This is a genomic window from Nocardia acididurans (assembly GCF_016741815.1).
Lineage (GTDB): Bacteria > Actinomycetota > Actinomycetes > Mycobacteriales > Mycobacteriaceae > Nocardia > Nocardia acididurans.
The window spans coordinates 297279-311218 of the sequence record NZ_JAERRJ010000010.1 but is presented as its reverse complement, the minus strand read 5'-3'; the positions used below and the strand labels follow the sequence as shown (position 1 = coordinate 311218).

General features: G+C 67.9%; 12 protein-coding genes. 7 read left to right on the top strand and 5 right to left on the bottom strand.

What is annotated here, in order from left to right; all coding sequences use genetic code 11:
• Window positions 1–49 precede the first annotated feature (49 nt).
• Window positions 50–901 carry a helix-turn-helix transcriptional regulator gene (locus tag JK358_RS26690; protein ID WP_307817756.1) on the top strand — a complete coding sequence of 284 codons (852 nt, stop codon included), beginning with the start codon at window positions 50–52 and terminating at the stop codon, window positions 899–901.
• Between the two features lie 76 nt (window positions 902–977).
• Window positions 978–1757, top strand: a complete 780-nt coding sequence (locus tag JK358_RS26685) for an SDR family NAD(P)-dependent oxidoreductase (protein ID WP_201952279.1) — start codon at window positions 978–980, stop codon at window positions 1755–1757.
• Here JK358_RS26685 and JK358_RS26680 read toward each other — a convergent pair.
• Together JK358_RS26680 and JK358_RS26675 are read right to left on the bottom strand one after the other, a co-directional pair.
• The gene (locus tag JK358_RS26680; RefSeq protein WP_201952275.1) at window positions 1711–2910 is read right to left on the bottom strand and encodes an MFS transporter; all 1200 of its coding nucleotides are present in this window, start codon (window positions 2908–2910) and stop codon (window positions 1711–1713) included. The genes JK358_RS26685 and JK358_RS26680 overlap by 47 nt on opposite strands.
• Window positions 2911–2971: 61 nt before the next feature.
• Entirely contained in the window at window positions 2972–3748 is a 777-nt protein-coding gene (locus tag JK358_RS26675) for an alpha/beta fold hydrolase (protein ID WP_201952271.1), read from the bottom strand.
• A 115-nt stretch (window positions 3749–3863) separates the two neighbouring features.
• On the opposite strand from JK358_RS26675, the gene JK358_RS26670 reads away from it, so the two are divergent.
• The 3 genes from JK358_RS26670 (at window position 3864) to JK358_RS26660 (ending at window position 5077) form a co-directional block, all read left to right on the top strand.
• On the top strand, window positions 3864–4463 hold the full coding sequence (locus tag JK358_RS26670) for a TetR/AcrR family transcriptional regulator (RefSeq protein WP_201952268.1): 600 nt from the start codon (window positions 3864–3866) through the stop codon (window positions 4461–4463).
• 68 nt (window positions 4464–4531) lie between these two features.
• Window positions 4532–4744: a hypothetical protein gene (locus JK358_RS26665; protein ID WP_201952265.1), complete on the top strand. Its 213-nt coding sequence runs from the start codon at window positions 4532–4534 to the stop codon at window positions 4742–4744.
• 54 nt (window positions 4745–4798) lie between these two features.
• A complete protein-coding gene (locus tag JK358_RS26660; RefSeq protein WP_201952262.1) occupies window positions 4799–5077 on the top strand; it encodes a hypothetical protein in 279 nt (92 codons plus the stop codon).
• Window positions 5078–5167: 90 nt separating this feature from the next.
• On the opposite strand, the gene uvrA is transcribed toward JK358_RS26660, so the two are convergent.
• Together uvrA and JK358_RS26650 are read right to left on the bottom strand one after the other, a co-directional pair.
• Entirely contained in the window at window positions 5168–8185 is a 3018-nt protein-coding gene (gene uvrA / locus JK358_RS26655; protein ID WP_201952260.1) for an excinuclease ABC subunit UvrA, read from the bottom strand.
• 120 nt (window positions 8186–8305) lie between these two features.
• Complete coding sequence (locus JK358_RS26650) at window positions 8306–9133, bottom strand: sigma 54 modulation/S30EA ribosomal C-terminal domain-containing protein (protein WP_201952257.1); 828 nt, start codon at window positions 9131–9133, stop codon at window positions 8306–8308.
• 249 nt (window positions 9134–9382) lie between these two features.
• Here JK358_RS26650 and JK358_RS26645 point away from each other — a divergent pair, with 249 nt between their 5' ends.
• On the top strand, window positions 9383–11113 hold the full coding sequence (locus tag JK358_RS26645; protein WP_201952256.1) for a sensor histidine kinase: 1731 nt from the start codon (window positions 9383–9385) through the stop codon (window positions 11111–11113).
• A gap of 2 nt (window positions 11114–11115) precedes the next feature.
• Here JK358_RS26645 and JK358_RS26640 read toward each other — a convergent pair whose 3' ends face one another.
• Complete coding sequence (locus tag JK358_RS26640) at window positions 11116–12303, bottom strand: beta-ketoacyl synthase N-terminal-like domain-containing protein (protein WP_232851912.1); 1188 nt, start codon at window positions 12301–12303, stop codon at window positions 11116–11118.
• A gap of 172 nt (window positions 12304–12475) precedes the next feature.
• Here JK358_RS26640 and JK358_RS26635 point away from each other — a divergent pair, with 172 nt between their 5' ends.
• On the top strand, window positions 12476–13813 hold the full coding sequence (locus JK358_RS26635; RefSeq protein WP_307817755.1) for a diguanylate cyclase domain-containing protein: 1338 nt from the start codon (window positions 12476–12478) through the stop codon (window positions 13811–13813).
• Window positions 13814–13940 lie beyond the last annotated feature (127 nt).

Here is a 13940-nt window from a genome sequence, read left to right as displayed (position 1 = left end):
CCACTCCACCCGGAGTAGCGGCGGGTCCGTCGGCGTTACCGTGGGCATGGTGAGCACTTCAGCGGCGGCGAAACAGCTACGACGCGAGCAACTCCGCGACTTCCTGCGCACCCGGCGGGCGCGGATCACGCCCGAGGAACTCGGCCTGATCTCCACCGGCACCCGCCGCACCCCCGGCCTGCGCCGCGAAGAGGTGGCACAGCTGGCCGGGGTCGGCGTCTCCTGGTACACCTGGCTCGAACAGGGCCGCGACATCAACGTCTCCGACGAGGTGCTCGACGCGGTGAGCCGGGCGCTGCGGCTCAGCGAACCCGAACGCGCCCACCTGTTCGTGCTCGCGGGGCTGAGACCGCCACGGCCGCACGGTCTTCCGTCGGCGACGGTCGCGCCCGAACTGCGCCGCCTGCTCGACACCTGGTCACCGCATCCGGCCATTCTGCGCGACCGGTATTGGAATCTGATCGCCATCAACGACGGCACCCGCGCGGTCTTCGGCTACGACCACGGCGACCACAACTGCCTGATCTCCTTCTTCACCAATGCGATGTACCGCGACCTGCACACCGAATGGGCGGCCATCGCCCCCGAGGTGGTCGCCGCCTACCGCGCCGACGCCGCGCACGCCCCGGGCGATCCGGCCTTCGATCGCGTGATCACCGAACTCACCACGGTCAGCCCGGAATTCGCGGAACTATGGGCCCGGCACGACGTCGCCGCACCCACCCAATCCATGAAGGCCGTCCACCACCGCGAGGTCGGCGACCTCATCTTCGACAAAACCACCATGGCCGTGATCGACCAGCCGGACTGGTATCTGGAGTTCTACAACCCGCGCCCCGGCACCGGCACGGGCGAACGGTTGGCACGCTTGATGGACTCCCCCGCCCTGGCCTCGGCGTGAGCATCAGCCTGGTGGTGCCGCACCCAGGTTGATCGCACACTGTTTGCGACCGCGCACGGTGACGAGAGTTGTTCTCATGACGAACAACGCATCCCGCTTCACCGACAAGATCGCCCTCGTCACCGGCGGCACCAGCGGCATGGGCCTGGCCACCGCCCGCCGGTTGCTGGCCGAGGGCGCGAGCGTGATCATCACCGGCCGCGACAAGTCCCGTCTCGACGCCGCCGTCACCGAATTGACGAAATCCGCCGCGGCCGACCGCATCCTGGCGGTGCCCGGCGACGTCGCGGTCGAAGCCGACCTCGACGCCCTGATCGACGTCATCCGAAACCGCTTCGGCCGCTTGGACGTGGTGTTCGCCAACGCGGGCGTCGGCTCCTTCCAGCCCCTCGAAGAGGTCACCTTCGACGAATTCGACCGTGTCGTGGACATCAACTTCAAGGGCGTCTACTTCACCATTCAGCGCGCCCTGCCGCTGCTGGCCGACGGCTCGTCCATCGTCATCAACGCCTCCTGGACCCTGCACCGCGGCATCCCGGGCGCGAGCCTGTACGCCGCGAACAAGGCCGCCGTCCACAACCTGGCGCACACCCTCGCCGCCGACCTGGCGCCCAAGGGAATTCGCGTCAACTCGGTCAGTCCCGGCTACATCGAAACCCCGATGTTCCATGCGAACGTCTCCGACGAGGCGCACGCCGAGGTGGTCGCCGCCGTCCCCGCCGCCCGCCTGGGTACGGCGGACGACGTGGCCGACGCGGTCGCGTTCCTGGCCTCGCACGAGGCGTCCTACATCAACGGGCAGGACCTGATCATCGACGGCGGGCTGGTTGCGGCCGTTCCCGCCGCCCTGATGTAAGCACCACCACCACCGCGAGAGCCGTTGCGGCGCAGGCGATCCAGAGCGTGGCGGGCAAGCTGATCAGGTCGACGGCACGACCGCCGATCAGTGCGCCCGCCGCGATCGCCAGATTGAACACCGCCACGAACACCGAGGTCACGGCTTCGGGCGACTCCGGCGCGGCACCGAGCAGCACCTTCTGGATGCTCACCGAGACGCCGCCGTAGGCCAGCCCCCAGATCAGCATGAGCGCCACGGCGATCACCGGGCCACCGGTCAGCGCCAGCGCGGCGGTGACCACCGCGAGGGCGAGGGTGATGGCCAGCAGGCTGCGGCGCGGATCCCGGTTGCCCGCGAGGAAATTGCCCGTGATGCCGGCGACACCGTAGCCGAACAGCAGCGCGCTGAGCGCTCCCGCGCCGACACCGTGCAGATCCTCCAGAATCGGCCGCACGAACGTGTACGCCGTGAAGTGCCCGGTGACCAGCAGCAGAATCAGGACGAGACCCGCTGCGACGCCGCGATTGCGGCGCACCAGCACACCCAGTTCGCGCGGCCGCACCGCGTGATGCGCGGGCAGGCCGGGCAGATACAGCGCCAAGGCCGCCAGCACCACGAAGCCCAGTCCGGCCACCGCGAGGCAGGCCGTGCGCCACGAGCTCACGTCACCGATGAACGTGGCGGCCGGGACACCGAGGACCGAGGCGGCCGCGACACCCGAGAAGATCCAGGCCGTCGCCTTGCCCACCTGGGGCTCGGGCACCAGACGGGGCGCCAATCCGCCTGCCAGCGCCCAGAATCCGCCCATCCCGATGCCGAAGACGACGCGCGCCAGCACCGCCACCGCGAACGCCGAGGTCAGCGCCGTCGCCAGGGTGGCGAGTGACACCGCGCCGATCAACAGGCACAGCAACAGCTTTCGATCGACGGTGCCCGCCAGCACGGTGACGAGCGGGGCGCTCACGGCGGCCACCACACCGGGTACGGTTACCAGCAGGCCGACGGTGCCCTCACTCACGCCGAGGGCGGAGCTCATCGGGGAGAGCAGCCCGATGGGCAGCATTTCCGCGGTGACCAGGGTGAAGATGCCGAGCGTCACCGACAGCACCGCGGCCCAGGCGCGCGCACCCGCGCGCTCCGGTGCGGGTGGAGCCGAAATAGAGGTAGTCACAACACAACTCCGAGATAGTCAGCGAGCAGGGTCGAACACACAGCCCAACCCAGCAACAAGATCAGGACAGAAATTCCTCGGTGAGCGCCACGATTCGGCTCGGATCGGCGAACCAGTCCATATGCCCTTCGTCGGCGATCTCCACCAGGCGACTGCCGGCGATGCCCGCAGCCAGTTCCCGCGTCGCCGCGATCGGCGTGACCTGATCGCCGGTGAACCCGATGACCAGCGTCGGCGCGGTGACGGCGGGCAGGTACGCCCGCACGTCCACCCGGGTCGCGGCCTCGATCTGCCGCCGAAGTCCGTGCGGCCATTCGTCTTTCAGCGCGGCCGCCAGCCCCTCGTGCCCGAAGACGTCGAGCATGGCCGGGCTGAACCCCTGGATCGCCGCGAACCGCTTGAACAGTTCGAAGCTGGTGTCGTGCAGATCGAGCCAGAAATCGAAGTTGAACCGATCGTGCGGCCCCGTCGTGTGCACCAGGCCACCGACCAGGATGAGCCGGCGGATCAGCTCCGGATGTGTGGCGGCGGTGGCGGCCGCGATCGCCGCGCCGAGTGAGAAGCCCAGCAGGTCAACGGGTTCGGAGGCGGTGTCCCGAATGGTCCCGGCCACCTGTGCGACGAAGTGCTGCACGCTGAGCGGGCCGCCGTCGTCGGTGGTCGCACCACTGCCGGACAGGTTGGGCCGCACGACGGTCCGGGTGTCCGACAGGGGCGCGACCACATTCCCGAAGGCGCGATCGGCGTCACCGCCCACGCCGTGCACCAGCACGAGCGCGGACCCCTCGCCATCGACGGCGTAGTCGACGACGGTGCCGGGAAGCGAAACAGCAGGCATGAGAACGACCTTTCCGGTCAGAGAATGAAACGGCACGTGCCGTGCCGTTGACAGATTCTGCGAACCCCCGCCCCCTTTGTCAACACGGCACGTGCCGTGCCGCTACAGTGGTGTCGTGACTCCCCCGCCCGCGAAGACCGACCCACCCACCGGCGACCGCACCGCCGCCATCATGAAGGCGACCCTCGAACTCGCCGAGGAGGTCGGCTACGCCCGGCTCAGCATCGAGTCCATCGCCTCCCGTGCGGGCGTCGGCAAACACACGGTCTACCGCCGCTGGCCCTCCAAGGGCGCGATCTTCCTCGACGCCCTGCTCTCCACCGTCGAACCGAATATCGGCTACGCCGAAACCGGCGACATCATCGCCGACCTCCGCGAACAGATGATCGCCGCCATCCGCCTGCTGGCCAGCCCGCCCTACGACCGCCTCTACGCCGCACTGGTCGGCGAGGCCCAGCACGACCCCGCGGTGGCGCAGACCCTCTACGACCGCTTCATCGCCCCGCAGGCCGCCCGCACCGTCGACCGCCTCGAAAAGGCCAGGCAGACAGGACAACTCCCCGCCGACCTGGACCTCGACGCCGCCGTCGCCGTCCTCTACGGCCCCCTCTACTTCGTCTTCCTCCTGACCCCGGAGAAACTCTCGGAAACCTACGTGGATCTCCTGCTACGCACCGTCTTCGAGGTCGGCTTCCGAGGCCCAGCCCTCCCCTGATCCCGGACATGACGGTGTCCGGACCTGCCCCGTGGCCACACCATACGAACGGCCATACAATTTGCCGCATGGCCAAGGCAACGTTCGTGATACCCGATGACCTGATGATCGCCATGCGCCGCCGCGCGGGAAATGGCAAGCAGTCCGAGTTCGTCGCCCGCGCCATCAGGCACGAGCTCCTGGCACTGGACCTAGCCACCATCGCCGCGTACGAGGCCACCAACAGCAACGGTCCAGAAGCTGATTTCGAGACCGCATTCGACGGCGACGGTGAGATCTGAGTGACTCCACCCGAACCGGGTTACGGACCACAGAATCGCGGGGAGATCTGGACAGTGAATACGCTGTCTGGGCAGCAATACTCGGCAATCGTGATGGACCCTGACCGACTCGCGGCCGTACGACCACGAATCGCTGTCGCTTTGGTGGCGACCAAGAGCGAACTGTTATCCGGACTCGCGCTGCTGGGCATGGAGCTACCTGACGGCCGGATGGTGCTGTCCTACCGGAATCAGATCGTGGACCGCGAAAAGTTCGCCCGGCTCGAATCAACGTTGAGCGGCGACGCTCTCGAAGAGTTCGTCACATTGCTCGGCCACCGCTGGGATTTGTAGCAGGCACAGCGACTTCGTCAGCTGTCCGGAACACGATGCCCGCACCCCGATCGGAGTGCGGGCATCGATGCTTCTGGCCTCGCGCGATCGTCAGCGCAGGGCTGCGGCCTTGCGGCGGGCGGCGGCGGCCTTCTTCGCGTCGGGCTCCGCGACCTTCTTGGCGGGGGCCTTCTTGGCTACCGACTTCTTGGCCGTGGTCGGCTTCTTCTCGGCGGCGGGCTTTTTCGAGTTGGAGGAGATGGCCGGGGCGTCGGCCGCTTCCAGGACGTCCTTCAGGAATTGGCCGGTGTAGCTGTCGGGGACGGCCGCGACATCTTCCGGGGTGCCCTGGGCGATGACCATGCCGCCGCCGGAACCGCCCTCGGGGCCCATGTCGATGACCCAGTCGGAGGTTTTGATGACATCCAGGTTGTGTTCGATGACGATGACCGAATTGCCTTTGTCGACAAGGCCGTTGATCACCGTGAGCAGCTTGCGGATGTCCTCGAAGTGCAGGCCGGTGGTGGGCTCGTCGAGGATGTAGATGGTGCGGCCGGTGGAGCGCTTCTGGAGTTCGGCGGCCAGCTTCACGCGCTGGGCCTCACCACCCGACAGGGTCGGGGCGGACTGGCCCAGGCGGACGTAGCCGAGGCCGACATCCACCAGGGTCTTGAGGTAGCGGTGAATGCTGGTGACCGGTTCGAAGAAGTCGGCGGCCTCCTCGATGGGCATGTCCAGGACCTCGGCGATGGTCTTGCCCTTGTAGTGCACTTCCAGGGTTTCGCGGTTGTAGCGAGCGCCGCCGCAGACCTCGCAGGGGACGTAAACATCCGGGAGGAAGTTCATTTCGATCTTCAGGGTGCCGTCGCCGGAGCACGCCTCGCAGCGGCCGCCCTTCACATTGAAGGAGAAGCGGCCGGGCTGGTAGCCGCGCACCTTCGCCTCGGTGGTGGCGGCGAACAGGGTGCGGATCTTGTCGAAGACGCCCGTGTACGTCGCCGGGTTGGAGCGCGGGGTGCGGCCGATGGGTGACTGGTCGACCTGGACCAGCTTGTCCAGGTGATCGAGACCGTTCACGCGGGTGTGGCGGCCCGGAACCTGGCGTGCGCCATTGAGTTTGTTGGCGAGCACGGTGGCCAGGATGTCGTTGACCAGGGTCGACTTGCCGGAGCCGGAGACGCCGGTGATCGAGGTGAGCACGCCCAGCGGGAACTGCACGTCGATACCGCGGAGGTTGTGCTCCACCGCGCCCACCACGGTGAGCTGCTTCTTCTTGTCGATCGGGCGGCGCATCAGCGGCACCTCGATGCGCTCGCGGCCGGAAAGGTAAGCGCCGGTGAGGGATCGCTTGTCCTCGAGCAGCCCCTTGTAGGGGCCGGAGTACACCACCTGGCCGCCGTGCTCGCCGGCGAGCGGGCCGATGTCGACCACCCAGTCCGAGGCGTGGATGGTGTCCTCGTCGTGCTCGACCACGATGAGCGTGTTGCCGAGACTCTTGAGGCGCGTGAGGGTTTCGATCAGCCGCCGGTTGTCGCGCTGGTGCAGGCCGATGGAGGGCTCGTCCAGCACGTAGAGCACGCCGACCAAGCCGGAACCGATCTGGGTGGCCAGGCGAATACGCTGCGCCTCACCGCCGGACAGCGTCGCGGCGGCACGCGACAGGGTCAGATACTGCAGACCCACATCCAGCAGGAACCCCAGGCGCGCTTGGATTTCCTTGATCACCTGCGCGGCGATGGCCGCCTGGCGCTCGTCCAAGGTCAGCGCGTTCAGGAAGTCGGCGGCGTCACCGATGGACAGGTCCGAGATCTCGGCGATGGACCGATGCTCGCCACCGGAGGGCAGCGTCACCGCGAGGATCTCCGGCCGCAGGCGCGCACCATTGCAGACGGGGCACGGGATATCCCGCATGTACCCGTCGTAGTGCTCCTTCATGGCCTCGGACTCGGTGCTCTCCATGCGCCGCTGCAGGAACGGCATCACGCCCTCGAAATCGGCGTAGTACGAACGCTTGCGGCCGTACCGGTTCACATAGGAGACGTGCACCTGCTCGGAACTGCCCTCCAGCACGGCTTTCCGCGCCTTGGGCGGCAGATCCTGCCACGCCGTCTTCATGGAGAAGCCGAGCGCGTCGGCCAGACCCGACAGCAGGCGGGTGAAGTATTCGGCGGTCTGCCCGCGCGACCACGGCGCGATGGCGCCGTCGGCGAGGCTCAACTCCGGATCGGGCACAACGAGATCCGGATCCACTTCCTTGCGGATACCGAGACCGGTGCAATCCGGGCACGCGCCATAGGGCGAGTTGAAGGAGAAGGAGCGAGGTTCCAGATCCTCGATATCGAGGGGGTGCCCGTTCGGGCAGGCCAGCCGCTCGGAGAAGCGGCGCTCGCGATCGTGGGCGTGCTCGTCGCGGTCGACGAAGTCGAGCACCACGATGCCGTCGGCCAGGCGCAGCGCCGTCTCGATCGAATCCGTCAGGCGCTGTTTGGAACTCGGCTTCACGGCGAGCCGGTCGACGACCACCTCGACGTCGTGCTTCTCCTGCTTCTTCAGCTTGGGCGGATCGGTGAGCGGGTACACCACGCCGTCGACCCGGACCCGCGAATAGCCCTGTGAGTTCAGCGATTCGAACAGGTCCACGAATTCGCCCTTGCGCGTGCGCACCACGGGCGCGAGCACCTGGAACTTGGTGCCCTCCGGCATGGCGAGCACCTGATCGACGATCTGCTGCGGGGTCTGTTTGGCGATCAGCTCGCCGCAGACCGGGCAGTGCGGGGTGCCCGCGCGCGCGAACAGCAGGCGCAGATAGTCGTAGACCTCGGTGATGGTGCCCACGGTCGAGCGCGGGTTCCGGTTGGTCGACTTCTGATCGATGGAGACCGCGGGCGAGAGGCCCTCGATGAAATCCACATCGGGTTTGTCCATCTGACCGAGGAACTGGCGCGCGTACGCCGACAGCGACTCGACATAGCGACGCTGTCCCTCGGCGAAAATCGTGTCGAAGGCGAGCGAGGACTTTCCGGACCCGGACAAGCCTGTGAACACGATGAGGCTGTCGCGGGGTAGGTCCAGATCGACCCCTTTGAGGTTGTGCTCCCGCGCTCCGCGCACCGTCAGGCGATCCGCCACCGGCCATCCTTCCAACGTTTCGGCATCCAGAGTTACCCCCGACGCCATGCTAGGCGGACCCACCGACAAGTTTGGCCATCAGCACCTAGACGCTGGTCACACGATGTTTCGGGAATACTGTCAGGCTAGTTTCTCGACCACGCCGACGCCACTGGGCAGGGCCCGGCGCACGCAGCCCGCGATCACCCGGGGTTGTAGCCCCCGATCCCGGTCGCGGGTGCGCTCCTCGTAGCCCGCGGCCGTCACCAAGGTCAGATCCCCGTCGATACGACGGTAGAGCAGCCGCCCGCGCCGGGTGTCGGGGTCGAGATAGAACAGATAGGGCAGTCCGCCCAGGCACAGCCGGGCCGCGGCCTCGTCGTCGAACAGCGCGGGCACGGCGTCGCGCTGCTGGCGCAGGGTGCGCACGCCGAGCGGTCCGGTCCAGCACACCACCGCGTCCGATCCGGTGTCGGCGTCGATGAACAGGTGCGCGTCGTAGTCCATGCTGTCGAGTACGCGCGCGGCCACCGCGGGCGTGGCCACCTGCAGGCGACAGTCCTTGCGCCGCACGATCGGCCGCTGCGCGCTGACCCGCGACAGCATCGGCCGCGCGGGATCGGGCCAGCTGCGCGACATCTCCTCGGGCGAGCAGCTCAAGCGCAGATCGAGACGTTCGAGCGCGAAGGTGGATGCGAACCGGCCCGGACCGGTGACCTGTACCCGGTACGCCTTCCCCAACGCCCGAATCGCCACCTGCACCACGGCGCAGTCGTCGTGATCGTCCGGACCGGTCGCGGTGTCGGGCCAGTGCAGGCGTGCCCGCACCGGCCCTTCCACCCCGTGGCGACGCAGAATCCGGCCGAGTCCACGCACCACGCGGGTCACTTCGGCGGCGGGGACCGGTCCCTGTGTGGTCACCACGAAATCCGGATCGATTCCACTCGTCCACACGTCGAACGCGCCCATAGCCGCCCTCTTCCCATCCGACCCGGCAACCCGGATCTCATGGCAACATGCGGCGCAGTGGTACCGACAGTGCCGAAAGTCCCAACTCGGACCACTTTTTGGGAAAAGTTTCCGAGAAATAGCCGCGCCCGCGCGCGAACCGCGAAACCATAAGCGGGATAGCCACGTTCGCCGGAACAACCGATCGCCAACGTGCCCGCGCGTAAAATCCGGATGCCGCGCGCACAGCGGCGAGACAGCAGGTCAACCATGCACGACGCCCATCGCACGGGTCCGTACTCGGTGCGTGAAACGCTGTCGCAGTTGCGATTACGCGAATTGCTCTCCGAGGTGAAGGACCGCGTGGAGCAGATCATCGATGCCCGCGATCGCATCGACGGGTTGGTCGAGGCCATGCTGGCCGTGACGTCCGGTCTGGACTTGGATCAGACATTACGGACAATCGTCCGCGCCGCCACCGTCCTGGTCGACGCCCGCTATGGTGCGCTGGGAGTGCGCGGACACGACGAGCAGCTCACCCGGTTCATCTTCCACGGCATCGACGAGAAAACCCGGGCGCGCATCGGCAATCTGCCCGAGGGGCACGGCGTCCTCGGCGTACTGCTCGACCAGCCCGAACCGCTGCGGCTCGAGGATCTGGCCCGGCATCCGGCCTCGGTCGGCTTCCCGCCCCACCATCCGCCCATGCGCAGCTTCCTCGGCGTCCCCGTGCGCATCCGCGGCGAGGTCTTCGGAAACCTGTACCTCACCGAGAAATCCGGCGGGCACCCCTTCACCGAGGACGACGAGGTGCTGCTGCAGGCGCTCGCCGCGGCCGCCGGTATCGCCGTCGACAACGCCCGGCTCTACGAATCCGCGCGCACCCGCCAGGCGTGGATCGAGGCCACTCGCGATATCGCCACCGAATTCCTCGCCGACACCGATCCCGCGCAGGTACTCGCGCACGTGGTCGAGCACGCCCGGGAACTCACCGGCTCCCAGCGCGCCCTGCTCGCGGTCGTGCCGGACCCCGATGCCGCACCCGAGGAGATCACCGAACTCGTTGTGGCGCAATGGTCCGGGCCCGGCACCGCGCCGGCCGACACCATGGTGCGCACCACCGGCACCGCCGTCGGCGAGGCGCTCACCACGCGCAATCCGCTGCGCTTCGACGACTGCCGCAAAGTCGATCTCGGCAGCCCGCTGCACGACTTCGGCCCCACGCTGGTGCTGCCGCTGCACACCCCGGATTCCACCCTCGGCGTGCTGATCACGCTGCGCTCGGCCGAATCCGCGCCCTACACCGACGAACTGCTGGAGCTCATCGCCGCGTTCACCGATCAGGCGGCGCTGGCCATGCAGCTGGCGGTGGCGCAGCGGCGGATGCGCGAACTCGACATCCTCACCGATCGCGACCGGATCGCGCGCGATCTGCACGACCATGTCATCCAGCGCCTGTTCGCCATCGGGCTGTCACTGCAGGGCACCGTGCCGCGAGCGCGGGTTCCCGAAGTGCGGCAACGACTTTCGGATGCCATCAACGATCTGCAGGATGTGGTGGAGGAGATCCGCACCTCGATCTTCGACCTGCACGGCGGCAACGGGCATTCCACCCGGCTGCGGCAGCGCATCGAGCGCGCGGTGAAACAGCAGACGGCCAATACCGAGATCCGGGCGCTCATGCATGTGGCCGGGCCGCTGTCGGTGGTGGAACCCGGGCTCGCCGATCACGCGGAAGCCGTGGTGCGCGAGGCGGTTTCGAACGCGGTCCGGCATTCCGGGGCCGACACCATCACCATCGACATCGGGGTGGCCGACGATCTCACCATCGTGGTGGCCGACAACGGCTGCGGGATTCCGGACGGCATCACCCCCAGCGGGCTCACGAATCTCGCACGGCGAGCCGAGGAGTCGGGCGGACGGCTGGCCGTGTACCCGCGCCGCGACCCGGAGGGCGAGGAGACCGGGACCAAACTGCACTGGTCGGTGCCGCTGCACTGAGCTCAGCTCGCCGGGCCCAGCACCACCGCGGAGTTGTTGCCGCCCATGCCCAATGAGGTCTTGATGGTGATCTCGCCGGTCATCGGCGTCGGCCCGTCGAGCAGGTTCACGTGCGCGGGCGCCACGATCGGCGCGGCCACCACCAGCCCCTGCTCGTATCCGATGGCGGACGCGGCGATCTCGACCCCGGCGGCCGCCGCCTGACAGTGCCCGGCCAGCGGTTTGAGCGCTGTCACCTGCGGGCGCTCGTCGAAAATCTGTCGCAGCACAGCGGTTTCGGCGTCATCGCACTGTTTGGTGCCGGAGCCGTGCGCGTTCAGATAGTCGACGCGGTCCGCGCTCACCCCGGAATTGGCGAGCGCGATCCGGACGCAGTCGAAGATGTGCTGATGCGACGGCTCCACCGACAGCACGTGATAGCCGTCATTGGTCATGGCCCCGCCCAGCACGGCCGCGTACGGCCGATCCACCTGCCGCGACACCACGAATGCCGTTGCCGCCTCACCGAATCCGAATCCGCGGCTGCCCTCCTGGAACGGGCGGCACCCCTGCAGCGGTTCCACCTCGGTGACGGCCGCGCCCGCCTGGACGAACGGCTGCACAAGGTCCGGCAGCGCCGACAGGTCCGAGGCCACCACCAGCACGTCGTCGGCGAATCCGTTGTCCAGCCACAGTTTCGCGGTGATCAGCGCGACATTGGCGGAGCTGCACGCGGACACCACATCCATGGTCGGACCGTGAAATCCGAACTCCTGGGTCAACATCGAGATGGGCGTGGAGGGTAGTAACCGGATGAAGTCACGGTTGCGGCGGCGGCCGCCGTCGTTGATGTAGAAGTCGCGCCAGTCGTAGGCGTCGCCGAGCACGATGGCCTGCAGCACCCCGACCGTGCGACCCGGCCGCCAGCCGCGCGCCTGCGCGTCGGCCACCGCTTCGCGGGCCGCCTCCCGCACGGCCCGCCCGTAGCGGGAACCGCCGACATCCGGATCGCCGCCTTCGGGGACACGCGCGACCCAGCCTTGGTGGTCGCGCTCGAGGCCGTACCCTGGATACAGCCGGGCCGCGGACTTGCCGCTCAGCAAACCCTCCCAGAGGGCGTCACGGCCCCAGCCGTAACCGGTGACGGCGCCGATCCCGGCGATAGTCATATGATCTTGGTGCTGACCTGATTCCAGGTTGGTGCCGGTCATAGCATCGCTCCTTCCAGAGCCGGTGCCTGTAATGACTACTACGCGTGGCCCGATGCTGTGCGGGACTGTGATCGATTCAATAGCTCGCCGCAGTTTCACAGCAACCTTGCCGATACCAGAATGGTGCCGTGCTCCATCGACGTATTTCAACGACGACCAGGGGGTGCATGAGGTGGAAGTTGGTAACGATCGGGCAAACACCCCGACCGATGCCGAACAGCTGGCCCAGCGATACCGGTCTCTCGTGGAGTTCAGCCCGGACGGGATCGTCGTGCACGAGCGGGGAACCGTCGTGTACGCCAATCCGGCCGTCGTGCGGCTGCTCAGTGCGACCGGCGTCGACGACATCGTCGGGCAGCCCCTCACCAACTTCGTGGAACCCGCCTCGGTCGGGCCCATGCTGGAACGCATCCGCCGGCTCACCATCGCCGGCACCGCCTCCGAACCCGCGGAGATGACGCTGCGCCGCTGCGACGGCCGCACCGTGGACGTGGAGACGGTGTCCGTGCTCACCCGCTGGCACGACCGGCTGGCCTATCAGGTCGTGCTGCACGACCTCACCCCGCAGCGCCTCGCCGAGGCCGCCCAGCGGCGCGCCGAGCAGTTCTTCACCACCGTCGTGTCACAGCTCGAGGAGGGCGTGGTGGTGATCGACCGGGAGGGGCGCATCGAATCCGCCAATCCGGCCGCGCGGCGCATCTTCGGCTACGACGCCGAGGACCTCATCGGCACCCGCATCGACGAACTCCCGCTCACCCTGCTCGACGCCAACGCGCAACCCATGCCGTCGTCCTGGTATCCGGTGGCGCGCACCATGGCCACCGGCGAGACCGTGACCCGCTTCGTGTTCGGGGTGGATCGGCCCGACGGGCAGCGCCGCTGGCTGTCGTGCAGCAGCCGGCTTCTCACGCCCGGGGATCCGGATTCTCCGGCGGTGTCCTCGTTCAACGACATCACCGAATTCCGGGCCAGCCGAAGGCAATTGGAGTACCAGGCCACCCATGATCCGCTGACCGGGCTGGCCAATCGGGCGCTCGTGCTGTCCCGGCTGGCGGCAGCCCTGGGCACCACCGAGGACCTGCCGGTCTCGACCGTGCTGTTCATCGACCTGGACGGGTTCAAAGCCATCAACGACACGCTCGGGCACGCCATCGGCGACACCGTGCTGCAGATCGTCGCCCAGCGGCTGCAGCGCGGTCTGCGCGCCGACGACGTGGTGGGCCGCATCGGCGGCGACGAATTCCTGGTCCTGCTGTCCGGCCGCACCCTGGGCGAAGACCTCGACGGCCTGATCAACCGGCTGTGCCAGACCATGGCCGAGCCGATCATCGCGCGCGGCCACCGCATCCAGGTCAACGCCTCCATCGGCGTCACCCCCCTGCACCCCGGCGACTCCCGCACCCCCGAGGCCGTCCTGCACGACGCCGACCTGGCCATGTACCGCGCCAAGCCCACCGGTCCCCGCGAATCCGCCCTGAGCCGCCGCTCGGATTCGACACACGCCTCCTGAGAGCCAGCGCTGGTCGGATAGGACCGTCGTCACGGTTCACCTGCGATTACGGCGCGCGGCCGTTTCGCGAACTAGACTCGACAACTCTGTTCGCGACTTGCTCGCACTTTTTGCCAGGCGTGGTGAC